We start from the raw sequence: 26,655 nt of genomic DNA, 5'->3' as shown, positions 1-26,655 counted from the left end.
ATGCGGCTGCGCAAAATGTGACGTCTTCCCGGGTAATGGGTCCCGAAGAACTTTTCCGCTGGAGAAATTCTTGAGCAGACGAATCCCTGGCCGCCGTGATGGTCAGCCCGCAGATATCGAACAGCGTGGGACGCGCGATGAAGGAGAGCTTTGGTGGGAAGAATCGAGTGAAACCATACGCATTAGTGTGCTTAAAAGACGTAACGAGCTGTAACGTATGAACATTGGTGCATGAATATTGCTCAGTGGTACGAAAGCTGTAACCGCATGACGATCTGCATCGATATTGGGCATGCGAATTGGGGTCGAAAAAAATTAATACACGGCATGACTAACTATGCATATGGAGGACAATCGGCAGGGAAATGGGCGTTATCCCTCATTCCACAGCGGATCGCGCCTGGGCGCTGGCGTAATAGTGCTGGTGCTTCGGTGTAAAGTTTCTTCGCGACGGTGACTTCGCGGCGGAACTGTCGCTGTTCTATGGGGACAATGTCGCGTCCCCCGAATAAAGGGCGCGACAGAAACACGACGATGGGATGCCGGTGCTTCTTTAGGCCGGTGCGTTTGCCGGGCCGGCATGTCCATCCGCTGCGTACAGAATGCGGTTATCCCGAGAGAGATAAATCGTGAGGATTCTTCAGCTGGTTCACGCGCCGCGACTATCCGGGGCGGAGGTGTTGGTAAAAGGTCTCGCCATTCATCATCAGCGCGGCGGCCATGAAGTGTGCATGACATCGCTGCTCCCGCAGCAGGACGATTTCGCCAGTATCCGGGCTGAGCTCCAGGCCGCCGGGGTGACCTGTCTCTTCCCCACGATTCGCTACGGGCGCGTGGGCAAGCTGCTGCATCTGTATCGCGTGGTGCGCCGGTTCCGGCCTGATTTCATCGTGGCTCACGCAACGCTTGCCGCACTGTATGTGCGTCTGTTGCCGGTCCATACGCCGATCGTCTGGGTCATGCACTCCGGCGTGAACGACTTCGAGAACGGCGCGCTCAAGCAGGCCGAGCGTCTGCTGTCACGGCGGGCGAGGGCGATCATCGGCGTGTCGCAGCAAAATATCGACGACTACCTGAGAGAGATCGGCAAACACCCTGCTCTGGTTGTCATTCCTAATGGCGTGGACGCGTCGCAGTTCGCGGAGGACATCGATGCGCCCGCGCCGGATACCGATGTGCCCGCGAAGCAGATCGTTCAGCTTGGCCGCTACATCGAAGCGAAAAGCCAGTTGGACACGATCCGCGCGTTTGAGCGCGTGCTGCATAACGAGCCTGATGCGCATTTGCTGCTGTGCGGCGTGGTTGAAGACATCGCATATCACGAGGCGGTGCGGGCGCTGGTCAGCCAGCTCGGGTTGGATAGCCGCGTGACGGTCAGCGGACCCCGCTCGGATGTCGCCGCCATCCTCCGCTCGTCGCGCGTCTTCGCGATGCCTTCGCGTTTCGAAGCGCAGAGCATCGGTTTTCTCGAGGCGCTCGCGTCGGGCATTCCGGTCGTGGCCAACCGGATTCCGTCGTTCAGTTTCGCGAGCGGATTTGCCGGCGTCGATCTCGTCGATACGACCGATCCGGACGCTTACGGCCGGGCATTGCTCGCGGCGCTGAGCACGCCGCGTGCGAACCGCCAGCTGGCGGGATATACGCTGCATGACACGGCGGATCGCTACATGACGATTGCGCGGAAGTTCGTTCGGCCGCTCGCGGTTTCGGCATGAGCGGCTTCGTGAGCGGCTTCATGCGCGACTGCTGAGCGGCCGGTTCGCGCTACTGTGCCAGCCGGTCGATTCGCAAGGTCTCCGAGAAGAGCCCCGGCAGCTCGCCGAGATCCTGCGCGGTCCCCAAGGCGAAACCGTCCCCGACGGGGTAGCGCAGAAGCGCCGCTGAGCCGCCGGTGAAATAGAAGTCGCCGAGCGTCGCGTCGGTTCTTCGATAGAGCACGAGCGCCGTATTCCGGTTGTCACGCACGAGAGCCGGAAAGACGTCCGACCACGACATGCCGCGCAATGTCGCCGCCTGGACCGGTGTGTGCGCCGTGCCCGCCAGGTCCACGGTAGCAATGTCGATGACGGCGTCGTCGCTCGCGCCGTCGAGATGCGGTGTCAACAGGATCAGCGTGTCGCTGTCTTTGCCATGCAGCGCGCCAATTGTCGCTTTGACGAACTCGGGTACGAAACGCGCCGGCAGTACGCTGCGTTCGCCGATTAGCAGATGCGCTCCATCGTTGGCGATTTGCGTGAACGCGAGCCGGCCGTCTGAACTGTCGAGTGCAACCAGGGAGGCCCGCGAGCCTTCCACGTGGACCGGCAGCAAATAGGTGTTTTGCCGCAAATTCCTTGCTTGCGCCCATAGAGCCGGCGCGGCACTGGCTGATCCCGTGGCGGACGCCAGCCAGAGATCGAGTCCGCCATCGGCTCGTTTCTGGGCGATCAGCACGCTCGCGCGTCCCGTTCCGGTGAAGTCGGCCGCGACGTACTGCTGAGTCAGTTCGGGCTTCAAGGCGCCGCTTGTCTGCAGCCAGAGACGCGGCGCCTCGAATCTGTTTCCTGCATTGCGCAGCAACCAGAACGCGGTGCCGCCGCGGCGCGCCGCAATGACCATCAGATCGGCGCGGCCGTCGCCATCGAAGTCCCCCAGCACGAAGCGCACGCTGTCGAAGCACAGCTTGTCGCCGGCGCAGCTCGGCGTCGTGGAACGGTAGTCGAACGGGACGGGGTTGGCGTACCAGAGCACGGGGCGCGCTGCTTTCGACAGGGATGCCGCATACACGTCGAATCCGGGACCGTCGTGCTGTCGTTGAACGTAGACCGCGGATTGCTCGCCGTGGCCGGCGATATCGCCATACATCGCCGTTGCGAGCCGCAGGTCGGTGGCCTGGGTGCGTTGCGTGGTTGCCCACCGGTAGCGTGTCGTGAGCGATGTGCAGCCTCGCATGGCGAGCTTGCCGTCGTTTTCGCCGAGGCAGTGCCGCAGCGGTGTGTAGACGAGGCCGAAGTCCCAGGGCGTCCAGCGTTGCGCCGTGTCCCATTCGTCGCAGGTCTCGGAGATCAGGAAGCCGTCGCGCTCGGCGATGCATTGCGATGTCGCGACGCTCACGAGCGCGGCGTTGCGCGCATTGCCGGGATAGACGGCCAGCGGTTGCCAACGCCATTGCTGGGTTCGGGAATCTGTGCACGCGGCAAGAAGGGGCTCGCGGCCGGCGCCGTTGGAACTCAGGCAGCGGTTCGACGCCGCATTGAACAGTTGCACGGGATGCGCCTGGAAATCCGCTGCGGGGCGATCCGTGCGATCGGCAAACGCATAGCGGCGCGCGACCCAGTTGCCGTCCCACTGATACTCGCCGAATACGTGCGAATACTCGCTGCCGTCGATCGCAAAGTAGCTGGCGACGATGTCGCGCTTGCGCTGCACCTCGGCGGCGGGGAGATTGGCGGGCCAGCCGCCCGTCGGATAGGTGATGTGGTATTCGATCGGCACGCTTTTGCGCAGCGTCTGGGCGACGCGGCGCGTAATGCGCGCCGCGTAAATATGATCGGGATGCTCGATAAACGGCACCGTGTCCGGATTGAGCGTGAAAATCTGCGAGGCCTCCGCGAGTATCACTTTCAGCGTCGCCGACAGGGAAGCCCGATCGTATTGCACGCGAGCGGAGCCGTCCGCGTTCATCGGATAAGTCGAAAGCGTTGCGCTCTGTTCCCACAGCAGGCCGAGCGGTTCGCGTCCGCCGCGCACGCCGCCGCCGGGCAGACGAAACTCGAGCAAGCGGACTTGCGGCTTCGACTTCAGCACCATTTGATGAACCAGCTTGCCGGCGATCGGGATACTGGATTCGATCCACTCGTCAGGCACGCCGGCCATGCGTGCATAAGCGAGCCGGGACGCCCGCTCGCGGGTCTGCACGTAGGCGAAATCCGCACCGTTGGCTCCGCCGATCAGATGGACCGTGGTGATACACCAGCCTGCGTCGAGACGTTCGTTGATGGCGGGGTCCACGAACAGCAGATCGTCGTCGAGGTGGGCGACGACGGTGACGAGCGTACCGGCGCCGCAGTCGGCCGCTCGCGCTGAGCGAGGCGCGACGACGGCGAAGAAAACGAGCAGAAGGAAAACAATGGATGAATCGCGAACGAGCGGAGCTGCAATGGATCGCATGTTGATTCGAGTCCTGACGGAGAACCCGATCTTACTGGACCGCCCTGACCCCGCACGTTCGCGAACTCACAATCGGAACCGGATTGTGCGCCGACAGCAGCGCATGGATCCATGCCGGCCGATGCATGCGCTAGCGGAAATACGCCTTGGTATTTTCGTGGACGTCGTCGCGCGCCAGCAGTTCGGCAGGTGTGAGCCATAGATACTCGCTGTGCTGCTCGAGCCGCCCGACCAGCGCGGTGCTGGCGAGCGTCAGCGAATACGCGAGGACGATGTAGTGGGTCGAGACGTCCGGCTCGTCTGCGAAGTTGTCGTTGTAGTGGTGCTCGAAAACCCCTTCGAAGCGCGCCGCGGAGCGATCCAGTTTCGTGATGCCCAGTTCTGCATCGACGATGCGGGCGAACGCCGCCTCGAGGGTTTCGTCCTTGAGAATGCGCCCACCGGGCACGAACCATGTGCGGCGCGCGGGGCGGTTGCGGCGATAGCCGACCAACACGCGGCCGGTGGAATCGCTGACGATCAGATCGATCGAGATCAGGGGCGTCAGACGGACGATGTCCAGGAAATCGATCTCTGACAGCAGCATGCCATCTCCTGCAAGTAGAGCGGGGGGGAACGAAAGTTGCACATAAGGCGCTATTTTACGCGGGCAAAAAGACCGGCGAACCTGTCGCGACGCGCCGAAGTATCGCCACTTCGCGACAGCGGCCGGCGGCGGGCGTTGATTGTGCGTTGCCGACGCTCGCGCGTCGGCTTATCGCGAAACGTAGCCCTCCGGCGTCGTGACGGCGTCCCTGAAAACGCCTGCGTTGGCGGAGACCACATAGATGGGGGCCGGAGACAGCTTGAGGCTGGCCACGCCATCGCGATACGGCAGCGTCGACGCGTTTCCCATCATGTCGAAAACGGTTACTTCACCCGACGTGCCCGGCGCATCGACCCTAAGACGAAAGTCGGCATTCTGACCCGTGCTGAAGCCCGCTTTGGCGTTCCATTTCTCGTTGCCATGGGTCCAGAGCGCGGTGACCACGCGGCCGTTGCCGAGCCGGCGAAATGCGTAGGCGTAGACGCCGTTAGGCACACCCTTGAGCGGGCCGAGCGTGTCGGTTCCGTCGATGATCCGCGTCATCGCCGCCGTGGCGAGCGCTGCGGGTTTCGGGCTGATGCGAGTCGGGCCGTAAGCGCCGGTCGGATGGTCGAGCTCGAAGAACAGCCCGTAGCCGGGCGCGGCGTCCGGCATATCCGCGAGATAGAAAAGGTAGGTCATATCCGCGCCTTCGCCGAGCAGGATCAGGTGCGTGCGCGCCACCACGGCCGCCTGTGCGTACAGCACGTTCCAGCCCGGATAGTTTTTGCCGTAGGACTCGCCGATGTCGTAACTGATGCCGGTTTCGGTCACGAACAGACGCGCGCCAGGTTTCAGGTACTGACGCATCTGGTGGCGCAGCGCCCGCATCGATGCGGGCAGCGCATTGGCCGCCACGGCCGGATCGCCGGCATTGGCGAGCCGCTCGGGCGGATGCGACGGGGACGTCCCGGCATCGTAATAGCCGTGAATGCTCAACCCGTCCAGATAACGGCCGATACCGAGCGGACCGAGACGGCCGAGCCACTGGACGTTGCCTTGTACCGACGAATAGGTCAAACCCATCACCACGGCGTGCGGATCGGTCGAGTGGATGCCGCGCCAGACAGCCTCGTACAACGCGACGAAATTCGCGTCGCTGTCGCGCCACGGCAGCCCGCCATCCGCATCCGGCTCCCAGGTGACCTGATAGTAGTTGTCCCGCTGCTTGGGGAAATAGGTCATACGTACGCGGTTGGATTCCGCGCCTACTTTGGCCATGTAGTCCTTGAATTGCGCGAGCGAGGTCGGCGCGTAGCTGTGAGTCTCTTTGCCGGTCGGGCTTGCCCACTTCGGAATTCCGTCGAGCTGGATCAGACGCATGATGTCGCCGCGCCGGAAGAAGGGCGTCAGCTGCCGCGCCGCGGGGTCGAAGGTGCCGGCCTTGTCGGGCTCCTCCATGTACCAGTTGCGATTGTCGTTTGCCCATGACAGGCCGAGCGCCGTATAGACCGGCCGATAGCCGTCGCCATCGCAGCAGTGCTGACCGGGCGCCAGATAGGCGGTGCCTTGTCCGCCGAATCGATGCAGGTCCTGATACGGAAAACCTGCGGGCGGCAATGCGGCGGATGTGTCGGGCAGCACGCCGAAGGTGACGATGCCCGCCGGACGTGTGCCGCGCGACTCGAACTGTCCGTGTGCACGCTCCAGCGAAGCGGAAATCGCGAAGTAGCCGGAGAGTGTCGACGCGCAAGTGAGTGTCGATACGGAGGCACCCGCAGGGACGGGGAATCGGCCGCTTGCGCGCACAACGTTCCAGCTGTCGCGCATCTGCCAGGTGAGCGTATCGCCTTGTGTCGGCCGCGCCGTGAAGGTGACTGCAAACGGCTTGCCTGATGCGAAGAGGCGCGTTCCGTCACTGGGCGTATCCGCTTCGAGCAGGTCGTCGCTGCCGGCCGCGCCGGCTTGTGTGGCGGGGGCGGAGCAGCGCAGCCCCTGGCCGGCAGGCACGCGTGATGCTGGGCGCGCGACAGCCGCTTCCGGGGCCGCACTCTGTGGCGTGTTCCGACTCGCGGAGAGTGCCACGGCGCAGCGCTTGTCCTCGCCGAGCGCCGGGTCGCCGAACACGCTGTTATTGCATTCGGTGCCGTTCGAGAGCGTCTTCACGACGTGCCGCGCGGCCGTGCCGTACAGCACGTCTCGCGTGCCGCTGAATCGGCAAGTTTCGTTTTCCGCTGCACACGGCGTCCATGTCCGGCCATCGGCTGCGAAGCTAGCACTGCTGCCGGCCGCGTTGTTAGCCGCGCTGTTAGCAGCTATGTCGGCATTGCTCGCGCTGTCCTGTCCCGAAGCGCCAAGCGCGTTGCAGCTTGCGCCGGCGAAGCCAGTGACAAACGCCGCCGTCAAAGCAGCGATCCGCAGCCCAGGGACCCGGGCTGCAAAGGCGCTGGCGAGCGGCCGCAGCGCGCGATATTCGCGTACGTTCAGCATGTGTTTCCCATCCTCGTTCGGTGCGTGCCGCCACGGCGAAGACGTGTCGGCGCGTGTCGGCGAACTGCTAGTCCACCAGGTCAGACCCGCCTTTGGCTACCTCATACCGCAATCTGTTGCGTAAACCGCATAGTGTATTTCCGCAATTCGTTGGCGGAATTGTGCCGCCTCTCATACGACAGAATCCGCCACTGGCCCGTCTATTGCCGTATGGTCTGAAGTTGTCTTACTTGCGTGTTTCACGTTTGAAACATTAATCGTCACGTTTATATTCTTAAGCCTCGCTAACAAAGAATTAAATAATTGCATCTCGCTAAAATTGTTTTATATTCGAGACTCGCTTTAGATATCTCTGGCGGCTAATTGTATCGTCCGAAGAAAGTTTGCCGGCGCGCTCCCCGGGAGCAAGGCTAGTAAAGATAAGGCGGCTACGCTCATTCTGTCGGTTTGATTGGTAAAAGTCACTTCAAATCAATGGGATGTTGGGTTTATCAAACAGATGTTCAAGCATTCCGGGCAGTGGCTGTATGTGTGCTGGCACACAAAAAATCGTAACTAATACACATGTGAAATTCGCGAAATGTAAATTCATTCATGTGTGGAATTGATTTTTTTAATTCGTTGAAAAATTAGTGGTCGATGGTCGTTCCGAAAATAACTGGCTGGCCACCATGGCGAAGCGCCAACATGTCTGCTCTTTCGGTCATGGCGGTTAAATGCTTGATTGGGGATGGCTATGATGCACCGCACAGAGAAGCCTTCTGTGCCGGTCGTTCAAGGTGAAAAGTAGATCCGTTTTCTGGTGAGGATGACTATGACCTGTGCGAGTCTCGAGTCTTCAATGCTGCGCTGGGTGCATGCGCCGAACAAGAGTATGCGTCGCATCGCGATACTGATGTTCAACGAATGCTCGCTGCTGGGCGCGGGCGTCGTTGCCGAAGTGTTCCAGGCGGCAAACGAACTTGCCTCGTCCGGTTCAGGCGGATGGCTGTACGACGTTTCCTTCCTGTCGGCCGACGGCGGCATGGTGACCTGTTCCTCCGCACTACGCGTCTGGACCGACGGGCTCGACGCCCGGCACTACAGCGGTTTCGATGCGTTGTACGTCGCCGGCGGTAAAGGCGCGCCCGCAGCCGCTTCCGACGAACGGCTGATCGCCTGGCTGCGGCGGGTTCGCCGCAACACGGGCATGGTTCGTCCGATCGGAGAAGGGCGCTCGCTGCTGGAGGCTGCGTCCCTCGCCGACAGTCAGGAATCCGGCGATTTCCGCCAACAGTCCGTCCCGCCAAGCCAGACCGAACAGAACGGCGACACGGGCGACCGGCTCGAATCGATGAGAAGCGCGCTTGCCATGGTCAAACGCGATCTGGGCGGCACCGCTGCACGCACCGTTGCAGAACGCCTGCTCGCCGACTCCTGCGCGAATCTGGCGCCGCTGCTCGGCGAAGACGGCGGCCTGAGCCCAGGCGACAAAGTCCGCGCGGCGGCTCGCTGGCTGCAAGAGAACTGTCAGCAGGCCATTTCGATTGCCGACGCAGCCCAGTTCGCCGCGATGAGCGAGCGCAACTTCCTGCGCCGCTTCAAGATGGAAATGGGCATCACGCCCTCGAGTTTCCTGTTGCATGAACGCCTTGCGGTGACCTGCAGCCTGTTGACCGAATCGGAATTGCCGGTCGACAAGATTGCCCGGCGCACCGGCATGGGCAATGGCGACCGGCTTGCGAAGGTGTTCCGCAAACGTATGAGAATTTCCCCCACGGAATTCCGGATTCAGAGCCGCCGCATGGTTGGCGAATAGCGCGCGCTGCTCCTCGGCCGGGCGCCCCGGCAGCGCAGTGATTGGATGAGCAGGTTCGTTGATTCTTGGGGATTGTAAGGAATGCGAATATGTTGACAAATGGAGCGGTGAGCGCTGCGTCGGTGGGCCCGGATGGTGCTTGCGACGGGACAGCCGGTTCGCGTTGCACGCGGATTGCGCCGGTCATTCTTGCGGGTGGCTCGGGCACGCGGCTGTGGCCGGTGTCGCGTGAAAACTATCCGAAGCAACTGATCGACGTGGTCGGCTCCGACTCGCTGTTGCAGGCAACCGCGCGGCGCATGGAGGGATTTCCCCCAGGCTGGAACGTGGATGCCGCGCCGATCATCGTCTGCGGCGAGGAGCACCGCTTCGTGATCGCCGAGCAGCTTCGTGAGAACGGCGTCGAGGCGCGTCTGATCGTCGAACCCGCGCGGCGCGATACGGCGCCGGCGTTGACGCTCGCCGCCTCGCTCGCGTGTGCGCACGGAGACGACGCCATTCTCATCGTGATGCCTGCCGACCATTCGATTGCCGACGTGCGCGCGTTGCAAGGCGCGCTCGAATGCGCCGCGAGGCACGCGGAACGCGGCGCGATCGCCACGCTGGGCGTGCCGCCGACACGTCCCGATACGGGCTTCGGCTATATCCGCATCGGCGCCGAACTGCCCGACGGCGGCCACGTGATCGACGGTTTCGTCGAGAAGCCGGCAGAAGAAATCGCGGCGCAGTATGTGGCGGCCGGCACGTATTGGTGGAACAGCGGCATTTTCATCGTGCGGGCGCGCGTCTGGCTCGATACCTTGCAGCGCCTGCAGCCGGACATGCACGCCGCGTGCGAACGCGCATTCGCCAACGGTCATACCGAAGGCGCGTATTTCCGTCCGCTGGTGGACGCCTTTCTGAGCACGTCAGCGGACTCGATCGACTACGCGGTGATGGAGCGTCTGGGCGACGCGGACACGTCATCCGGCGCGGTCCCTGCCGGCGTCGTCGTGCGGCTCGATGCGGGCTGGTCGGATCTGGGTTCATGGGACGCTGTGTGGGCCGCGATGGAGAAGGACTCCTGCGGGAACGCGAGCCGCGGCCGTGTGACTTTTGAAGGCGCGGTGTCGAGTTACGCCCATTCGGAAGGGCGGCTCGTCGCCTGCGTCGGCACGAGCAACGTCGTGGTAGTCGAAACAGCCGACGCCGTGCTGGTGGTCGACCGCTCCCATGTGCAGGACGTGAAAGGGCTGGTGGCGCGCTTCAAGGCGCAGCACGCGCCCGAGGCCGACGCGCATCGCAAGGTGCGGCGGCCATGGGGTTTCTACGATTCCATCGATCGCGGCGAGCGCTTCCAGGTAAAGCGCATTGTCGTCACACCGGGCGCCCAGCTTTCTTTGCAACTGCATCACCATCGCGCCGAGCACTGGGTCGTGGTGCGCGGCACGGCGCTCGTCACGCGCGGCGACGAGCAGTTTCTGCTGAGCGAAAACGAATCGACCTTCATTCCACTGGGCACACGTCACCGGCTCGAAAACCCGGGGAAAGTGCCGCTCGAAATCATTGAAGTCCAGTCAGGCACGTATCTGGGTGAAGACGACATTGTGAGGTTCAACGACAGCTACGGCCGCTGCTCCTAACGGCGGGCCGGGAATCATCTGCGGAAACGAACGGTAAGAACGAGGTAAGCAAAATGCGCAAGTTTCAGGATTTGCTCGCGCGAGTGTTCGATGTTGCGTTAGTGCTCGTGGGAGCGGCAGTGGCGTCCCAGATCCGTTTCGATTACCTCGCCCAATCCGGTTTCTATTGGGCGCTGGTGATGTTTTCCGCCGCGTTTGCGCTGGCCACGTTTCCGGCGTTCGGCGTCTATGAATCATGGCGCGGCCGTTCGAAGCTGGGGCTGGCCGGCCAGGTTTCGCTTGCGTGGCTGATGGTGCAGGGCAGCGCGCTGGTACTGATGTACTCGCTGCATCGCATCGACTTCGTGTCGAGACTGTGGTTCTCCTACTGGACCGCGGTGACGGGCGGCCTGCTGATCGCCTACCGGCTAATCACGCATGCGGTACTGGCGCGTGCCCGCAGCGCCGGCCTGAACCTGCATCAGGTCGCGATCGTCGGCAGCGGCTCGCAGTGCGACGCGATCATTCGCCGGATCGATTCGGCGCCCGGCACGGGTTTTCGCGCTACAGCCGTCTATAACACTCACTCCGACATCTCCGCCGTGACCAGCGCGCGCGTGCCGGTCTTCGATTCGGTGGATGCGCTCGCCGACTACATCCGTACCAACGACGTGCACGAGCTTTGGCTCATGTTGTCGCTTGCCGAAGAGCCACTGATCTGCAAGCTGATCAGCGAGTTTCGCGACGATCTGGTGAATATCCGCTTCATGCCGGACGTGCGCAGCATTGCGTTGTTCGACGGCAGCGGCGTCATCGATCTGCTCGGCGTGCCGGCGATCAACCTCGTCGCCTCGCCGCTTTCCGCCAGTTCGATGCTGAAGAAGGAAATCTTCGACCGCCTGTTCGCGGCGAGCGCATTGATCGGCCTCGCGCCGCTCCTGCTCGCGATCGCGATCACGGTGAAGCTCTCGTCCCGTGGCCCGGTGCTGTTCAAGCAGAAGCGCAAAGGCGCGGACGGACGCGTCTTCACGATCTACAAGTTCCGCTCGATGCGTCTGCATACCGAGGAGAAAGGCAGCCTCAAGCAGGCGACGCGCAACGATCCGCGCGTCACGAAAGTAGGCGCGTTTCTGCGCCGCACGAGCCTCGACGAACTGCCGCAGTTTTTCAACGTGCTGCGTGGCGACATGTCGGTCGTAGGACCGCGTCCCCATGCGCTCGAGCACGACGACCTCTATCAGAAGGTGGTCGCCGGCTACATCAATCGCTATCGGATCAAGCCGGGCATTACCGGCTGGGCGCAGATCAACGGCTTTCGTGGCGAAACCGACCGCATCGAGAAGATGGAGCGTCGCGTCGCGCACGACCTGTACTACCTGGGGCATTGGTCGTTCGCACTCGACATGCGGATCATCGGCGTGACGATCGTCGCGGGACTGAGGCATCGAAACGCTTACTAAGTAGTTAACAAGCACGAGGGGCGCTGTCTCCCCTGAGGACAGCGACCTGGCGCAAGGAGGAAACATCATGGGCTCGCTTGGGATACGTACAGGAAGCGTTTTGGTTTGCGCAATTGCAGCTCTGCTGTCCGCGTGCTCGCTGGCACCGGGCCAGCGGATGATTACGCCGGCCGCGGTGCAGGATACGGGTGGGGATTACAGCACGGAGGCGGCGCAGCAGGTGCAGATACCGATTACCGATATCAACCTGTCGTTGCTGCGCAAGATGAATGCTGCGACGGCGTCTGCGGCACTGACTCCGCAGACGGCCGCTTTGTTCGGCAAACCGACTGCTTACAAGGTCGGTCCGGGCGATGTGCTGCAGATCGTCGTGTGGGATCACCCGGAACTCGCGGCGGCGCTCGGACAACCCGCGGCAAATCAGAAACCGTCGGATGCGGCGCCCGGCTTTCTGATCGATGACAGCGGCAACGTGCAGTTTCCGTATGCAGGCACTGTGCACGTCGCCGGGCAAGACGTCGCGACGATCCAGCGCGAACTGCATAACCGCCTGAGTAAGGTGTACCAGAAGCCCGAGGTCACGGTGCGAGTCGCGTCGTTCCGTGCGGCGCAGGTCTATGTCGACGGTGAAGTGCGGACGCCCGGCGCGCAGTCTCTCAACGACATTCCGATGTCGCTGACCAGCGCGATCAACCAGGGCGGCGGCTTCAGTGCTAACGCGGACCGCAGCCGCGTGGAGCTGGTCCGCAACGGCGTCACCTATCCGCTCAACGTGGACGATCTGATCAAACGCGGCCGCAATCCGTCGGACATCTATCTGCAACCCGGCGACCTGGTGCGCGTGGCTTCGCGCGAAGACAGCGGCGTGTATGTGATGGGCGAGGTCAACAAGCCGGCGACCATCATGCCGATGCGCAACGGTTCGCTGACGCTTTCGCAGGCGATCTCGGATAGCGGCAGCTTCGATTCGAACACGGCCCAGACGAGGCAGTTGTTCGTGATCCGCAACTCGATGAGCGAGCAGCCGCAGGTCTATCACCTCGATGCGACTTCGCCCGTGTCGATGCTGCTCGCCAACCAGTTCGAGCTTCAGCCGAAGGACGTGGTGTACGTCGGCCAGGGTTCGCTCGTTCGCTTCAACCGTGTGCTGAACCTGCTGCTGCCGGCGATCAATGCAGCGGTAACGGGAGCTGTGCTCGCGAAATAAAACTATCTGTCGAGATCTTGAACCGCCGGGCTTTGCTGGGTGATGAAAATGGCAATCAACTTCGAAAACCGCTACACCGACGTGTCCGCGCAGGATGAGCTCAACCTGTCGGACTATCTGCGTACGATCGTGCGTGGCTGGCGCACGATCGTGATGGCGATGCTGATTGCGCTGGCGCTGGGGTGCGCCTACGCGTTTCTCGCACCGCCGACTTACCGCGCGGATGTGCTGTTCCATGTCGAGGACAAGACCGGCAACAACAACGCCAACGGCAAGGAGTCGTTGCCGCCGCTCACCGGCATGTTCGACACCAAGCCGTCGACGGCGGCGGAGATCGAGTTGCTGAAGTCGCGTCTGGTCACCGAGGAAACCGTCAGGACGCTGCACCTCGACATCTCGGCGACGCCGCGCTATCTGCCATTTGTCGGCGGGATGATCGCCGGTCTGGTGAATGGGGAGTGGGGCTTCAGGCTACCGTCGTTCATCAACCTGTCCGCTTACGCGTGGGGCAGCGAGCGTATCTCGGTGTCGCGCTTCGACACCGCGAAGGAGCTTTATGACACGACCTTCACGCTGATCAAAGGCAATGACGGATCGTATGTGCTGCGCGACAGGAACGGCATCGCCATTCTGTCCGGCCATGTCGGCGAGACCGTGCAGACCGATACCGCCGACGGCCCGATTGCGCTGCGGGTCGATGCGCTGGTCGGGCCTGCCGGTGCGCGTTTCGAATTGCAGCGCGCCTCGACGCTGAGCACCGTCGACCGGCTGCAAAAGGCGCTGGTGGTCGCCGAAACCACGCTTCAGTCCGGCGTGATTCGCGCAAGCCTTGAAGGCGGCAACAGCGCGTTGACCGCGAATATCGTCAACAGCATGGCGCGCCAATTCATCCGCCAGGATGTCGAAAGCCGCTCGACCGAAGCCGAGCACATGCTGGCGTTCCTCGATCAGCAACTACCCGGCTTGCGCAAGGAACTCGACGACGCCGAGCAACGCTATAACAAGTTCCGCAACACGCACGGCACAGTCGATCTCGGCGAAGAAAGCCGGCTGTTGCTTCAGCAGATCGTCGACAACAAGACCAAGCTGCTCGACCTGCAGCAGCAGCGCGCGGAGATGTCGACCCGCTTCACGGCGAATCACCCGGCGGTGGCGGCACTCGACGCACAGATCGCGGCCTTGCAGGGCGCCCAGAACAACATGAACCGCAGCGTGGCCGTGATGCCGGATACCGAACAGAGCGCGTTGCGGCTGCTGCGCGACGTGCACGTCGACACGGAGCTCTATACCAATCTGCTCAATAGCGCGCAGCAACTCAGGGTGGCGAAGGCCGGCCAGGTGGGCAGCGTGCGCGTGGTGGATTTTGCCGAGGCGCCGGACGAACCGGTGCGTCCGAAGCGCGTGCTGGCGATCCTGATCGCGCTCGGCGGCGGCTTGCTGATCGGCGTCATGCTGACCTTCATCAAGCGGGCGATGTATGGCGGCGTGGAGCGCCCGGACGAAATCGAGGCCGTGCTCGGCGTGCCGGTGTTCGCTGTGGTGCCGAGAAGCCAGCATCAGCTGCGGCTGCAGGAAAACGTCATGCTGCGCCGCCGCGGGCTTCACGTGCTGGCCGAGCAGGCGCCGCAGGACATCGCCGTGGAAGGCGTGCGCAATCTGCGGACCTCGTTGCAGCTGTCGCTCGACCACGCCGACAACAACGTCGTGATGATCACGGGCTCGAGGCCCGATACCGGCAAGTCGTTCCTGTCGGTGAATTTGTCGGCGCTAGTCGCGTCCGCGAACAAGCGCGTGCTGATCATCGACGGCGACATGCGGCGCGGCGACGTCCATTCGCATTTCGGTATCGGACACCAGCCAGGGCTCTCGGACGTGCTGAGCGGCGGCGATCTGCATTCCATGATCCAGCGCGACGTACTGCCCGGACTCGACGTGCTGGCCAAGGGCACGCTGCCCGCGCATCCGTCCGAGCTGCTGATGAGCAAACGCTTCGAGACGATGCTAGACGAATTGAAGTCGAGGTACGACCTCATCATCGTCGACACGCCACCCGTGCTCGCCGTGACCGACTCGACCGTCATCGGCAAATACGCGGGCACGGCGCTGCTGGTGGTGCGCTACGGCCGCCATCCATTGAACGAGATATCCGAGACCGCCAAGCGGCTGCACAACGGCGGCGTGTTGCTCAAGGGCGTGCTGCTCACCGACGTGCCGCAGGAAGGGGCATTCCTCGGTTCGGGCTATCACGGCGGCTACTACGGATACGACAGCATCGCGGGTTGAGGCGGCGGCCAGCGGCCGACCACCACCATTCAACCGCGCCGGGGGAAAGGCATCGACATGTTCACCGAGGAGATTGCTTTATGAAACGCAAGGTCGCGCTGATTACCGGCATCACTGGACAGGACGGGTCGTACCTGGCTGAGTTGCTGCTCGCCAAGGACTACGACGTGCATGGCATCAAACGCAGGTCATCGCTGTTCAACACCGACCGGATCGATCATCTTTACCGCGATCCACACGACCCGGAGCAGAGGCTCTTCCTGCATCACGCCGACCTGACCGACTCGACGAGCATCTTGCGGGTGATCCAGCGCGTCGAGCCGGACGAAATCTACAACCTCGCGGCCCAGAGCCACGTGGCGGTGTCGTTCGAGGAACCCGAATACACGGCCAACGCGGATGGCCTCGGCACCTTGCGCATTCTCGAAGCGATCAGGATTCTGGGGCTGCAGCACAAGACGCGCTTTTATCAGGCCTCGACCTCGGAACTGTACGGTCTGGTGCAGCAGATTCCGCAATCGGAGACGACGCCGTTCTATCCGCGCAGCCCGTACGCGGTCGCCAAGCTCTTTGCCTACTGGACGACCGTCAATTACCGCGAGGCCTATGGGCTCTACGCGTGCAACGGGATTCTGTTCAATCACGAATCGCCGGTGCGCGGCGAGACCTTCGTGACGCGCAAGATCACGCGCGCCATGGCGCGTATTGCCGTGGGCATGCAGAAGACGCTGTACCTCGGCAATCTGTCGGCGCTGCGCGACTGGGGCCACGCGCGCGATTACGTCGAGATGCAATGGCGCATGCTGCAACAGGAGCAGCCCGAGGATTATGTGATCGCCACCGGCGTGCAGTACAGCGTGCGCGAATTCGTTCAGCGTGCCGCCGCTGAACTGGGCGCGACGGTGCGCTTCGAAGGCACCGGCGTGGATGAAGTCGGAATTGTCGAGAAGGTCGAGGGACGCGAATTCAAGATGTCGCGGGGCGATGTGATCGTGCGCGTCGATCCGCGCTACTTCAGGCCGGCGGAAGTCGACACACTTCTCGGCGATCCGTCGAAAGCGCACATGCTTCTCGGCTGGCGGCCGACCACGCCGTTCAGCGCGCTCGTCAAGGAAATGGTGCGCGCCGATTACCAGATCGCGAGACGCGATGCGCTCGTCACGCTGGCCGGCTTCACGGCACTGGAACATCACGAGTGACGGCGATGAATAAACATGCACACATCTTCGTCGCGGGCCACCGTGGCATGGTCGGCTCCGCGCTGGTTCGGCGCCTCCTCGCCGATGGCTATCGCAACATCGTCACGCGTTCCAGGACGGAACTCGATCTCACGGATCAGGCGGCCGTGAATCACTTCTTCGAGGCCGAACAGATCGACGTCGTGCTGCTGGCGGCCGCGCGAGTGGGCGGCATTCTCGCCAATGCGACGAGACCTGGCGAATTCATCTACGAAAACCTCGTGATCGAAACCAACGTGATCCATGCCGCGTATCGAGCCCACGTCGAGCGGCTGGTGTTCTTCGGCTCGTCGTGCATTTATCCGAAGCAATGCCCGCAGCCGATTCGCGAAGAGTATCTGCTGACTTCGGCGCTCGAACCGACCAACGATGCGTATGCCATCGCGAAGATCGCCGGCCTCAAGCTGTGCGACGCCTATAACCGCGAGTACAACACCCAGTTCGTCGCGTTGATGCCGACCAATCTGTACGGCCCGAACGACAACTACGACCTGAACAGCAGCCACGTATTGCCGGCTCTGCTGCGCAAGGCGCACGAAGCGAAGGTGAGCGGCGCCGCCACGTTGACGGTGTGGGGTTCGGGCACGCCGCGCCGCGAGTTTCTGCACGTCGACGACCTGGCGGCAGCGACGGTCTTCATCCTCGAGCACAACGTGACCGAGGGCCTGTTCAACGTCGGCGTCGGCGACGACCTGTCGATACGCGAACTCGCCGAATGCATCAACAAGGTGGTCGGCTTCGAGGGGCAACTCGTATTCGATACGTCCAAACCGGACGGCACGCCGCGCAAGCTGCTCGACGTATCGCGGCTGGCGCGGATGGACTGGCACGCGACGATCGGCCTCGAGGAGGGCATCGCGGCCACGTATCGTGATTTCGTTGCATCACACGCCGGCTCGACGCCCGCTGCTGCCTTGCAGGCGTAGGCGGGCACGGCGAGCTGTCGAGCGCTGTTTTCGGATCTTCAGGAACGCTTGGGGCTCTTCGCGCGGGCAGTGCGCGCAACGGGCACAAAGACGATTTTTCGAGGGGTGACATACAAATGACAGCGTCAGTCACGATCTTCCACAACGTCGTATGGTCGCGCCATAAAGGTGTTGTGTTCTCCGCCTTGCATAACATTTCCGCGTCCGGAGCGATTCGCTACTCGATGGTCCAGATAGCGGATACGGAACACGACCGGGTCGGCTTTTCCGATGTCGACTATTCGTATCATCGCTATCCGATGCAGAAACTGTTCGACGGTTGCTATGAAGACGTGCCCACGCTGAAGATGATCGCGCGGCTCACGTGGGAAGTGCTGCGCGCCAGGTCGGATCTGATCATCCTGCCGGGCTATCACCGTCCGGAATACTGGGCGATGCTGGCGGCATGCATTGTGACCGGCAAGCGGCGCGCGGTATTCGTCGATTCGACCGCGCGCGATCGGCCGAAGAGGCTGCTCACGTCGATCCCGAAACGGGTGTTCTTCTCGCTCTGCGACGGCTACTTCGGTTTCGGCGAACGCAGCCGCGATTATCTGCTGTCGCTCGGCGCCAAGCGGGACAAGATTTTCGTGCCGTGCCAGGCCGCCGCGTTGCCCGGGTCGTTTTCGCCGGAGCGCGCGCTGGTCGATCGGGTCGAGAGCCGTGCCGGCAATCCGCCGGTGTTCCTGTATGTCGGCCGTCTTTCCGAGGAGAAGGGCATCGGCACGCTGATCGAAGCCTTCGCCGGATTGCGGCGGCGGATTCCGGCAGCGAAATTGCGCATTGTCGGCACCGGGCCGATGGCCGAGGTCCTGCACGCGAAGGTCGCCGAACTCGAGATCGGCACGGCCGTGACTTTCGCCGGCAGTTTGCAGGACGAGCCGCTGACACACGAGTACTACGGCGCGACCTGCCTCGTGCTGCCGAGCTATAGCGAGCCCTGGGGACTGGTCGTCAACGAGGCGCTCGCGCATGGCTGCCCGGCCGTCGTCAGCGAGAGTTGCGGCTGTGTGCCGGAACTCGTGATCGACGGCCTCAGCGGTTATGCGTTCGCCGCCGGCGATGTCGCCGCGTTGCAGCGCACGATGCTCAAGGCAATCGAGGCTTTCGCCGACGCGGGCGGAACCGCGCGCCGCTGCATGGACGTGATTCGCCGCTTCGATCCGCCTTCGGCCGCCGCCAATATTGCGCGCGGCTGCGCGCTGATGCTGAGCGACTGACGCGCGTTGCCCGGCCGAGTCGCGTAAGCGAAGTTCCAACCCGTTCTGGCTGCCACCATGAAGATCCTGATATACGGCCTCAACTACGCGCCTGAACTGACCGGGACGGGCAAGTACACGGCCGAAATGGCCGTGCTTCTGGCCGGCGGCGGGCACGAGGTTCGGGTGGTGTGCGCGCCGCCTTATTACCCGGAATGGCGGGTTGCAGCGGGATATTCGTGGTGGCGGTTCCGCCGCGAAATGCGCGACGGCGTGACGGTCCGGCGCGCGCCGCTATGGGTGCCGTCGCGGCCCAGCGGCATGAAGCGGATGGCGCATCTCGCGAGCTTCGCGATGACGTCGTTGCCGCTGCTTGCCATGCAGGCGCGCTGGCGTCCGGATGCGGTCGTGCTGATTGCCCCGACGCTGATGTGCGCGCCCGGCGCGCTCATGCTGGCGCGCATCGCGCAGGCGAGCGCGTGGCTGCACATTCAGGACTACGAGGTCGACGCGGCATTCGATCTCGGTCTGCTGAAGAGTTCGCGCGCCGGCCGTTTCGCGCGCTGGATCGAAAGCGCGTTGCTGCGGCGCTTCGATGCGGTGTCGTCGATTTCCTGGCAAATGACCACGCGCGCGCTGATGAAGGGCGTGGACCCGGCGCGGATCGTGTGCCTGCCCAACTGGGTCGACGCTTCGACGATTTTTCCGCTCGCGCACGCGAGCGAATATCGGCGCCAGCTGCATATTCCGCACGGACAGAAGGTGGTTCTGTACTCGGGCAACATGGGCGCGAAGCAGGGCATCGAAACGCTCGCCGATGCTGCGGCATTGCTCGCCGGACGCTCCGATGTCACGTTCGTTTTCTGCGGCTGCGGGGCCGCGAAACAGGGTTTGCTCGAACGCTGCGCGGCATTGTCGAACTGCATTTTCATTCCGTTGCAACCGGCGGAGCGTCTGAACGAATTGCTCAACCTCGCCGATATCCACGTTTTGCCGCAGCGCGGCGATGCAGCAGATCTGGTGATGCCGTCCAAGCTCACCGGCATGTTCGCAAGCGGACGCGCTGTCGTGGCGATGGCGCGTCGAGGTACGGGTCTATTCGACGAGGTAGCGCCACGTGGCGTGGTGGTGCCGCCTGACGACGTGCCTGCGCTTGCCGCGGCGATCGGCGCGTTGGCGAGCAATCCGGCGCGCCGTGCGGAACTGGGTATCGCTGCACGCGAGTATGCCGAGCGCGCGCTGTCGCCGCAGGCGACGATCCGTACGTTCGAAGAGCGGCTTGCAATGCTGGTCCGCGCAGCGGGAGCGGAACAACGCGCAAAAGGCCCGGCAACGCGTTTTAGCCCGGGACCTTCGACTGCTGCGACGACGGCGGCAACGACGACTGCGACGGCGACGCGGACCAAGCCGGCCACCGCGGAGGAAGTCGCGCCGGATTGATCCGGCCCACGGCGCGGTTATGAATGCGACCTCACCACGGAGCGCGATAAACGCCGTGCTTGCCGGTGCCGGTGAGGTCGTACGGGTCGGCGTAAGTGGTCTTCGCCGCTCCTGCGGGCAGCAGGGCGTCGTTCGGGTTCGGACGGGGCTGGGCGGCGCCGCGCGCATTGCCGTTGGCGGCCGCGACCGGCGCCTTGTGGCGCTGACCTTTGAGCGGTGCCGCCTGCCCGCCCGGACCCGCGGCGGTCACGCTCATGCGCTGCTCGTCGAGCAGGGCCGCCTGCTGGGCGTCGACGGTATTGCGTCGCGGCAAGTCCGTCGGGCTGCTGTATTCCTGCGGAGCGCCGAGCAACTTCTCTTCGCTCGCACGATGAGCCGCCCGGCCACCTTTCTTCGGCGCCATAGCGTCGCCGCCGTAGCCGGGAGCAGGAGGAGCCGCCGCCGGCGCAGCCGGTGCGGGGGCGGCCCCCTGGGCGAGCGCCGGGGGGGCGCAGCATACGCACGATGCAATGGCGGCGAACAGCGAGGTAGCGGTATGACGAAGCGAGGTGTTCATCGTTTTCCCCAGACAGATGCGGTCACGATAAGCCTATCGTGCGCCAGGCAGCACGCACGTAGCCGCCAAAACGCCTCCGTGTACGGCCATAACGCAAAGCGTCGCTGGGAGCCGCAACATAATGACACCACGCGCCGTACAGATGGGTATGTTTACTACCGCGCGTATCAGGAGAGAACTGATGGGTAACGTTGCCGACGATCCGCAGATCGGCCGCATGCCGGACGTACCCGACGTACCCGACGCACCCGCTGCGCCGGACGTGAACGGCGTGCGCGAAAACGGCCGCGTCATCGATCTGAGTCTTGCTGGAAAGGGAAACTACCGCGCGAAGCGCGGCATCCTCATCGAGCTCATCTGGTTTGTCGTTGAAGCCTGCGTGATCAACAACAAGCTGCTGCCCCTTTCATTCATCCGCGTCGCGCTGCTGCGGCTGTTCGGCGCGAAGATCGGCACCGGTTGCCGGTTCGTGCATCCACTGCGCGTGAAGGCGCCGTGGAATCTCGAGGTGGGCGAGCACTGCTGGTTCGGCGTCGACGTCTGGATCTACAACCAGGCCATGATCCGCATCGGCTCGAACGTCTGCATCTCTCAGGGTACGTTTCTGAGCGCCGGATCTCACGACATGCGCAGCACGATGGATCTGCGCGTCGCCCCCATCGTCATCGAGGACGGTGTCTGGATTACGTCGAAGTGCGTCGTGCAGATGGGCGTGACGATCGGCCGTTCGGCCGTGGTGACGCCTTTGTCCGTCGTGCATCGCTCGCTCGAGCCGGGCGGCGTGTATGGCGGCAATCCATGCCGCTTCATCAGGAATCGCTTCGATTCCGTGGCTTGAAGCACAGATACAGAACCGCAGCGTCACTACGCTGAGGAGGCCGAGGTCGTTGCCCGCCGGGATGTCGGCGGCTGCAATGGGTTTGTCGATCGACGATTGCCGCTCGATGCCCGCTGTGGCTCCGATGACGGTTCGGAGACGGCGTGTGCGCGGTTTCTTGCCGGCCCGGCAAGAAACCGCGCACTCAAGAATTGCAGGAAGAAAGATGGGGGGCAGGGATGTTTATCGATACTCGCAACGTTGAACAAAACACGGTCGTCGAGACGGCAGTCTGCATCATTGGCGGCGGAGTGGCGGGCATCACGCTCGCACTGGAGATGGCGCGGGCGGGGGTCGACACCTGTATGCTCGAAAGCGGCGGCTTTGGCCCCGACGACGAAACGCGCGATCTCTATCGCGGTGAGAGCGCCGGTCTTCCCTATTCATTCGCGGACGGTTCCCGCAGCCGCTACTTCGGCGGCGGCAGCAATTGCTGGGGCGGATGGTGCCGCCCGCTGGATCCGTGGGACTTCGAGAAGCGCGACTGGATACCGCACAGCGGCTGGCCCTTCGGTCTCGACGAACTGGCGGCGTATTACGCGCGCACGCACGAGCTGCTGAAGCTCGGCCCGCAAAATTTCGACCCTGCTTACTGGGAGCGCGAGATCGGGCGCCATGACGTACGCCGCATTCCGCTCGCGACCGGCGATATGCGCGACACCGTGGCCCAGTTCAGCCCGCCTGTGCGCTTCGGCAAGCTGTATCGCGACGAGCTGTCCCGTTCGTCGCGCGTGCGGGTGTTCCTGTATGCGAACGTGCTGAACATCGACGCCGACGCCCAGGCGTCGAGCATTTCGCGAGTCCAGGTGGCGACGCTCAGCGGACGCAGGATGTCGGTGGTGAGCAAGATCTTCGTGCTGGCGACGGGCGGCATCGAGAACGCGCGCCTGCTGCTCGCATCGAACAATGTCCAGGCCGCGGGCCTCGGCAATGGCAACGATCTGGTGGGCCGCTTCTTCATGGACCATCCGCGGATGATGTCGGGGACAGTGCGTTTTCGCCCAGGACTCGCGCGCAACAAACTGTATGACATCAAGTACCACTATCAGAATGCCGCGGTTTCCGCGCACGGCACGAAGATCTCCTCACAGTTCGCGCCGAAGCAGGAACTGGTGGAGCGCGAGAAATTGCTCAATTCGCGCGTGTGGCTCTACTCGCGCTTTTACGGCGAGGGCAGCAAAGGGTCCGAGGCGCTGATCCGCTGCAAGGAAGCGCTGTTGTCCAAAGACCAGCCGGGCCGCAGCCTGAAGGCCGACCTCATCACCATGGCCTCACATCCGCTCGACACCGTGGGCTACGGCTTGACGCGGCTGTATCAGTGGCCGGCGCTCATTACCGGCGTGACGCTGCAGGCCATCGTCGAAGCGGAGCCCAATCGCGACAGCCGCGTCACCTTGTGCGCTCAGCGCGACCGGCTCGGCATGCCGCGCGTCAAGGTAGATTGGCGGCTTGGCGCACAGGTCCAGCGCACCTTCGACAGAACCTTCGCGTTGCTTGCGCGGGAGTTGCAGATGGCGGGGATCGCGGACGTCGAGCTCGACGCGCCGCTCGAGGGCCGGCCGTGGCCCGCGAAGCTGGAGGGAACGTGGCACCACATGGGCACGACGCGCATGCACGATTCGCCGCGCGAAGGCGTGGTCGATCGCGACTGCAAGGTGCACGGGATCGGCAATCTCTATGTGGCCGGCAGTTCGGTCTTTCCGACGGTCGGCGCCAACTTTCCGACCATCACGATTGCCGCGCTGTCGCTGCGCCTCGCCGGGCATCTGGTCCGGCAACTCGATACGCCGGACGTGGTGGGCAACAGCAGAGTCGACGCGGCCAACAGCTGCACGATGACGATGCCGACCCAGGCTCAAATCGACACCTTGCCGATCGCAGCCACCTCGTTGACGCCGTTGATGAAGGAACAGTGACCCGGAAGGAAGAGTGACCCGGCCGGTGACGGGATGCCGCGCGCATCCTCTCACTGGCTTTGCTGGGTCGCTTCCCGCAGGGCGGCGAGCGTGGGTTCGCGCATGTCGACGCTGCCTCTGCTTTCAAGCAGAGCCGTCAATGCGCCGACCATGGTTTCGATCCGGAAGCGCGCATGGAAGGTGCGGCGTGCTTGCGCGCGCATGTGCTCCCGGGCGGCGTCGTCGAGTTCATACCAGCGCACGAGGTTCTGTTCGGTGCCGTCGACGGTGTCGGCAGCCACGAGGCCCGCGCCGTCCGCTTCGATCTCGCGCCAGACGTTGACCTTATCGGAGATCAGCGCCGGCAGTCCGCAGCCGAGCGCTTCGGCAACCGCCACGCCAAAGTTCTCCTGGTGCGACGGCAGAACGAACACCTCGCTTGCGTGAAACGCGCCCCACTTGAGATCGCCTTGCAGCATGCCCGGCAGGCTGACGCGATGCGCGACGCCGGCCGCGAGTGCCTGCGCGCGCAGCTGCGCAACCCAGCCGGTCTCGTCGGGTCCCGCGATGACGAGATGCCATGCCGGATCGCGGCCGGCGATGCGCGCGAAGGCATCGATCAGCAGATCGCAGCCTTTCTTGGCATGCACGCGGCCGAGAAACAGCATGATGCGTTTGCCGCGCAAACCCGGCACGGCTTGCAGGAACGCTTCGCGTACGGACCCGGCGTCGAGCGGCGGAACCGTCGTGCCGAACGGCACGATCCGTTCATTGGCCCGGTACAGCCAGAAAGATTGCCGCGCGCGAGTGCGCTCTTCTTCCGTCGTGAAGATGACGGCGCGTGCGTCGCGCAGCACACGGTATTCGGCCCACAGCCAATACAACCATTTCTTGAGGTGCTTGAGCGGGTACGCCTGTTTGAACCACGGATCGAGCATGCCGTGAACGTACACGTAGTACGGCACCTCGCTTCTTCTTAGCGTCTTCCACGCGGCAAGGCCGTGGTATTGCCACAAGCCGTGGACGATAACCGCGTCGAAGCGGCGCGCGTTGGCGTGGAGCCAGGGCGCGAGGCGCGCGCTGTAGCTGTACCGGCTGCTGACCGGGCCAAAGGCGTGCACCGGAAACGGAAAGGCCGCGAGGTACGCGTCGCCCGGCGCGTCGCAGGTGGCCACTTCGATCTGGTGTCCGGCTTCTTGCATCGCTACGCCGCTGCGGCGTACGCCTTCTACGGGGCCGCCGGCGCATGGATCGACGCTTGCGAGCAGGTGGAGGATTTTCATCGGGCGAGATTCGATCGACTGACGCTGTGCGTCGACGGCGTGCCGGACGACGCGAGCGGGCCGAAGTGGCCGGACCCGGCCGTGACGTTTGCCGAATGTGAGATGCCCAAGGTTGCCGCGAGGTCCGCTCGGCCCATGCCGGGCTGGATCCTGCCCGGCAACTCGGGCACGACCACCGGGCGCATGCGCTGCGGCTTGCGAAGCCGCTTCGGCCTCGCCGGGAGTGCGCGTTGCAGCCGCGCATGCGTCGCGATCATCAAGCCGAGCGCGATGCCGAACACCAGTCCCGAGAAACGCGGTCCGAGCGGATTGCCGCCTATCGACGTAGCCGGCAGCGCGGCAAACAGCATGATGGCTCGCCCCAGTACGGGGAGCATCGGCGCATCCGGCACGACCGCTCGCCAGTGACGATAGGAGAGAAAACAGATCGCGAGGGCGACCAATACGGCAAGCGGCATGCCGATGCCGAACAGCAGCCCGCCCGCGAACAACTGATACACCCAGAAGTTATGACCGGCCGCCCATTCCCTGATCGCATAGAATTCTTTCTCGCTAATCTGGCCGGCGAGATCCGGCAGGTAGGCGGGGGAGTAGCGATAGTAGTGTCCGAGGCCCGCGCCGAATAGCAGCGTCGCGGGATCCGCGGTGACCTGGTCGTACTGATCGCGCATTTCGGCGAGCCGGGTGATGGTGGTCGGGTCCTTGCCGGCGGCGGTTTCCTCCGACGCGAAAATACGCTGCGTCCAGTGCTGGGTGACGGTGGGGAAGCTCAATGCCGCCACGCCTGCCACGCCGGCGATCACCACGCCGGCGATCAGGCTGCGCGCGAGCGCGCGCCAGATCTGCCGAACCGTCGGCGCGCACAGTGCCATCGCGATCAGGAACAGCAACACCGTACCCGCCAGCAAGCTGCGTGTGACGCTCAGCAACTCGACGATCACGCTGAAGGCGAACACCGCAACGGTAAAGAAGGAGAAGCGCTTCGCGACGACGAATTCGTGCAGCAGCACGCCTTGCAGTCCGAGCAGCGTGACGGAGATGATCCGGTACCGGACCTCCTCGAGACCGCCGCCCGTCGCCATGCCGTACGCGAAGGTGAACACGAGGCTAATTGTGTTGGCAACGAGCAGGGCTTTCTCGAACTGCGAGATTCGATATTCGCTCCATGGGCGGCAGGCCACGGCGTAGCCCAGCAGGAACAGCAGGAATGGCAGCAGGACACGCAGATAGTTGCCGGTGTCGTTGCCCTGCACCCACTGGGCGATGACGCTGCCGAGCACGCACAGAAGAAGGCTAAGGGTGACGAATGAGCGCAGGCGTGAGCGGTCGTGAAAGCGCGGCGCAATCAGCGCCAGGCTCAGTCCCGCGGCAAGCGCCGGAAGGACGAACACGAACTGGGCGAAGTGGCCTGTGTTTGCGTCGGTCGCTTTGTAGTCCAGCGCAAGCGGTAACAGAAAAATCCAAATCCACAGCGTCGCATACTGATGGCGCATTGTTGACCCTCCCCGGCGCCGTTGGTCTATACCAGACGGTCTCGCGTAAGGTCATTGTGCGGGAATATCCCCGCTTGCCAATTCCGCCTGCCGGTTTCGTCGCCGATTGCCTGGGTTCTGGCGACAGAGGAAAGGCCGACTGTTGCGTGACGTACC

18 protein-coding genes are annotated in these 26,655 nt (G+C 63.5%); 12 read left to right on the top strand and 6 right to left on the bottom strand.

Annotated elements, in window-relative coordinates; all coding sequences use genetic code 11:
* The first annotated feature begins 629 nt into the window (after positions 1 to 629).
* Positions 630 to 1,715: a glycosyltransferase family 4 protein gene (locus AC3WLT_RS23710; protein ID WP_492594118.1), complete on the top strand. Its 1,086-nt coding sequence runs from the start codon at positions 630 to 632 to the stop codon at positions 1,713 to 1,715.
* A gap of 49 nt (positions 1,716 to 1,764) precedes the next feature.
* Here the strand turns inward: AC3WLT_RS23710 and AC3WLT_RS23705 are convergent, their stop codons facing one another.
* The 3 genes from AC3WLT_RS23705 to AC3WLT_RS23695 all read right to left on the bottom strand — a co-directional run bounded on the left by AC3WLT_RS23705 (position 1,765) and on the right by AC3WLT_RS23695 (position 7,204).
* Positions 1,765 to 4,149, bottom strand: a complete 2,385-nt coding sequence (locus tag AC3WLT_RS23705; RefSeq protein ID WP_492594117.1) for a hypothetical protein — start codon at positions 4,147 to 4,149, stop codon at positions 1,765 to 1,767.
* Between the two features lie 130 nt (positions 4,150 to 4,279).
* Positions 4,280 to 4,732, bottom strand: coding sequence for a GDP-mannose mannosyl hydrolase (locus AC3WLT_RS23700; RefSeq protein WP_492594150.1), 453 nt, complete (start codon positions 4,730 to 4,732; stop codon positions 4,280 to 4,282).
* A gap of 171 nt (positions 4,733 to 4,903) precedes the next feature.
* Positions 4,904 to 7,204 (bottom strand): hypothetical protein, encoded by a 2,301-nt coding sequence (locus AC3WLT_RS23695; RefSeq protein ID WP_492594116.1) that lies wholly within the window; start codon positions 7,202 to 7,204, stop codon positions 4,904 to 4,906.
* Positions 7,205 to 8,018: 814 nt separating this feature from the next.
* On the opposite strand from AC3WLT_RS23695, the gene AC3WLT_RS23690 reads away from it, so the two are divergent.
* From AC3WLT_RS23690 to AC3WLT_RS23650, 9 genes are all read left to right on the top strand, one after another.
* Positions 8,019 to 9,002 (top strand): helix-turn-helix domain-containing protein, encoded by a 984-nt coding sequence (locus AC3WLT_RS23690; RefSeq protein ID WP_492594115.1) that lies wholly within the window; start codon positions 8,019 to 8,021, stop codon positions 9,000 to 9,002.
* Between the two features lie 89 nt (positions 9,003 to 9,091).
* Positions 9,092 to 10,624: a mannose-1-phosphate guanylyltransferase/mannose-6-phosphate isomerase gene (locus AC3WLT_RS23685; RefSeq protein WP_492594114.1), complete on the top strand. Its 1,533-nt coding sequence runs from the start codon at positions 9,092 to 9,094 to the stop codon at positions 10,622 to 10,624.
* Positions 10,625 to 10,677: 53 nt separating this feature from the next.
* Complete coding sequence (locus AC3WLT_RS23680) at positions 10,678 to 12,063, top strand: undecaprenyl-phosphate glucose phosphotransferase (protein ID WP_492594113.1); 1,386 nt, start codon at positions 10,678 to 10,680, stop codon at positions 12,061 to 12,063.
* Positions 12,064 to 12,130: 67 nt separating this feature from the next.
* Positions 12,131 to 13,270, top strand: coding sequence for a polysaccharide biosynthesis/export family protein (locus AC3WLT_RS23675; RefSeq protein ID WP_492594112.1), 1,140 nt, complete (start codon positions 12,131 to 12,133; stop codon positions 13,268 to 13,270).
* 48 nt (positions 13,271 to 13,318) lie between these two features.
* A complete protein-coding gene (locus tag AC3WLT_RS23670) occupies positions 13,319 to 15,553 on the top strand; it encodes a polysaccharide biosynthesis tyrosine autokinase (RefSeq protein ID WP_492594111.1) in 2,235 nt (744 codons plus the stop codon).
* 80 nt (positions 15,554 to 15,633) lie between these two features.
* Positions 15,634 to 16,752: a GDP-mannose 4,6-dehydratase gene (gene gmd, locus AC3WLT_RS23665; protein WP_492594110.1), complete on the top strand. Its 1,119-nt coding sequence runs from the start codon at positions 15,634 to 15,636 to the stop codon at positions 16,750 to 16,752.
* A 5-nt stretch (positions 16,753 to 16,757) separates the two neighbouring features.
* Positions 16,758 to 17,717 (top strand): GDP-L-fucose synthase family protein, encoded by a 960-nt coding sequence (locus tag AC3WLT_RS23660; protein WP_492594109.1) that lies wholly within the window; start codon positions 16,758 to 16,760, stop codon positions 17,715 to 17,717.
* Between the two features lie 116 nt (positions 17,718 to 17,833).
* Positions 17,834 to 18,976: a glycosyltransferase family 4 protein gene (locus AC3WLT_RS23655; protein ID WP_492594108.1), complete on the top strand. Its 1,143-nt coding sequence runs from the start codon at positions 17,834 to 17,836 to the stop codon at positions 18,974 to 18,976.
* A gap of 57 nt (positions 18,977 to 19,033) precedes the next feature.
* Entirely contained in the window at positions 19,034 to 20,395 is a 1,362-nt protein-coding gene (locus tag AC3WLT_RS23650; RefSeq protein ID WP_492594107.1) for a glycosyltransferase WbuB, read from the top strand.
* A 31-nt stretch (positions 20,396 to 20,426) separates the two neighbouring features.
* Here AC3WLT_RS23650 and AC3WLT_RS23645 read toward each other — a convergent pair whose 3' ends face one another.
* Entirely contained in the window at positions 20,427 to 20,798 is a 372-nt protein-coding gene (locus tag AC3WLT_RS23645; protein WP_492594106.1) for a hypothetical protein, read from the bottom strand.
* 334 nt (positions 20,799 to 21,132) lie between these two features.
* On the opposite strand from AC3WLT_RS23645, the gene AC3WLT_RS23640 reads away from it, so the two are divergent.
* Both AC3WLT_RS23640 and AC3WLT_RS23635 read left to right on the top strand, forming a co-directional pair.
* Positions 21,133 to 21,789 carry an LbetaH domain-containing protein gene (locus AC3WLT_RS23640; protein ID WP_492594105.1) on the top strand — a complete coding sequence of 219 codons (657 nt, stop codon included), beginning with the start codon at positions 21,133 to 21,135 and terminating at the stop codon, positions 21,787 to 21,789.
* 218 nt (positions 21,790 to 22,007) lie between these two features.
* The gene (locus tag AC3WLT_RS23635; protein ID WP_492594104.1) at positions 22,008 to 23,744 is read left to right on the top strand and encodes an FAD-dependent oxidoreductase; all 1,737 of its coding nucleotides are present in this window, start codon (positions 22,008 to 22,010) and stop codon (positions 23,742 to 23,744) included.
* A gap of 50 nt (positions 23,745 to 23,794) precedes the next feature.
* Here the strand turns inward: AC3WLT_RS23635 and AC3WLT_RS23630 are convergent, their stop codons facing one another.
* Together AC3WLT_RS23630 and AC3WLT_RS23625 are read right to left on the bottom strand one after the other, a co-directional pair.
* A complete protein-coding gene (locus AC3WLT_RS23630) occupies positions 23,795 to 25,006 on the bottom strand; it encodes a glycosyltransferase (RefSeq protein WP_492594103.1) in 1,212 nt (403 codons plus the stop codon).
* Positions 25,003 to 26,499 carry an O-antigen ligase family protein gene (locus AC3WLT_RS23625; RefSeq protein ID WP_492594102.1) on the bottom strand — a complete coding sequence of 499 codons (1,497 nt, stop codon included), beginning with the start codon at positions 26,497 to 26,499 and terminating at the stop codon, positions 25,003 to 25,005. Before AC3WLT_RS23625 ends, AC3WLT_RS23630 begins: the two co-directional genes overlap by 4 nt.
* Positions 26,500 to 26,655: the final 156 nt, after the last annotated feature.

This window comes from Paraburkholderia sp. FW306-2-2C-D06C (genome assembly GCF_058781505.1).
This window is presented reverse-complemented; position numbering and strand designations above follow the sequence as displayed.

Bases quoted from the DNA above. Each gene is read 5' to 3' on its own strand.
- AC3WLT_RS23640 (WP_492594105.1), top strand. From the start codon at position 21,133: ATGGGTAACGTTGCCGACGATCCGCAGATCGGCCGCATGCCGGACGTA.
- AC3WLT_RS23645 (WP_492594106.1), bottom strand. From the start codon at position 20,798: ATGGCGCCGAAGAAAGGTGGCCGGGCGGCTCATCGTGCGAGCGAAGAG.
- AC3WLT_RS23675 (WP_492594112.1), top strand. From the start codon at position 12,131: ATGGGCTCGCTTGGGATACGTACAGGAAGCGTTTTGGTTTGCGCAATT.
- AC3WLT_RS23685 (WP_492594114.1), top strand. From the start codon at position 9,092: ATGTTGACAAATGGAGCGGTGAGCGCTGCGTCGGTGGGCCCGGATGGT.
- gmd (WP_492594110.1), top strand. From the start codon at position 15,634: ATGAAACGCAAGGTCGCGCTGATTACCGGCATCACTGGACAGGACGGG.
- AC3WLT_RS23630 (WP_492594103.1), bottom strand. From the start codon at position 25,006: ATGAAAATCCTCCACCTGCTCGCAAGCGTCGATCCATGCGCCGGCGGC.
- AC3WLT_RS23625 (WP_492594102.1), bottom strand. From the start codon at position 26,499: ATGCGCCATCAGTATGCGACGCTGTGGATTTGGATTTTTCTGTTACCG.
- AC3WLT_RS23655 (WP_492594108.1), top strand. From the start codon at position 17,834: ATGACAGCGTCAGTCACGATCTTCCACAACGTCGTATGGTCGCGCCAT.
- AC3WLT_RS23705 (WP_492594117.1), bottom strand. From the start codon at position 4,149: ATGCGATCCATTGCAGCTCCGCTCGTTCGCGATTCATCCATTGTTTTC.
- AC3WLT_RS23635 (WP_492594104.1), top strand. From the start codon at position 22,008: ATGTTTATCGATACTCGCAACGTTGAACAAAACACGGTCGTCGAGACG.
- AC3WLT_RS23695 (WP_492594116.1), bottom strand. From the start codon at position 7,204: ATGCTGAACGTACGCGAATATCGCGCGCTGCGGCCGCTCGCCAGCGCC.
- AC3WLT_RS23690 (WP_492594115.1), top strand. From the start codon at position 8,019: ATGACCTGTGCGAGTCTCGAGTCTTCAATGCTGCGCTGGGTGCATGCG.
- AC3WLT_RS23660 (WP_492594109.1), top strand. From the start codon at position 16,758: ATGAATAAACATGCACACATCTTCGTCGCGGGCCACCGTGGCATGGTC.
- AC3WLT_RS23650 (WP_492594107.1), top strand. From the start codon at position 19,034: ATGAAGATCCTGATATACGGCCTCAACTACGCGCCTGAACTGACCGGG.
- AC3WLT_RS23680 (WP_492594113.1), top strand. From the start codon at position 10,678: ATGCGCAAGTTTCAGGATTTGCTCGCGCGAGTGTTCGATGTTGCGTTA.
- AC3WLT_RS23670 (WP_492594111.1), top strand. From the start codon at position 13,319: ATGGCAATCAACTTCGAAAACCGCTACACCGACGTGTCCGCGCAGGAT.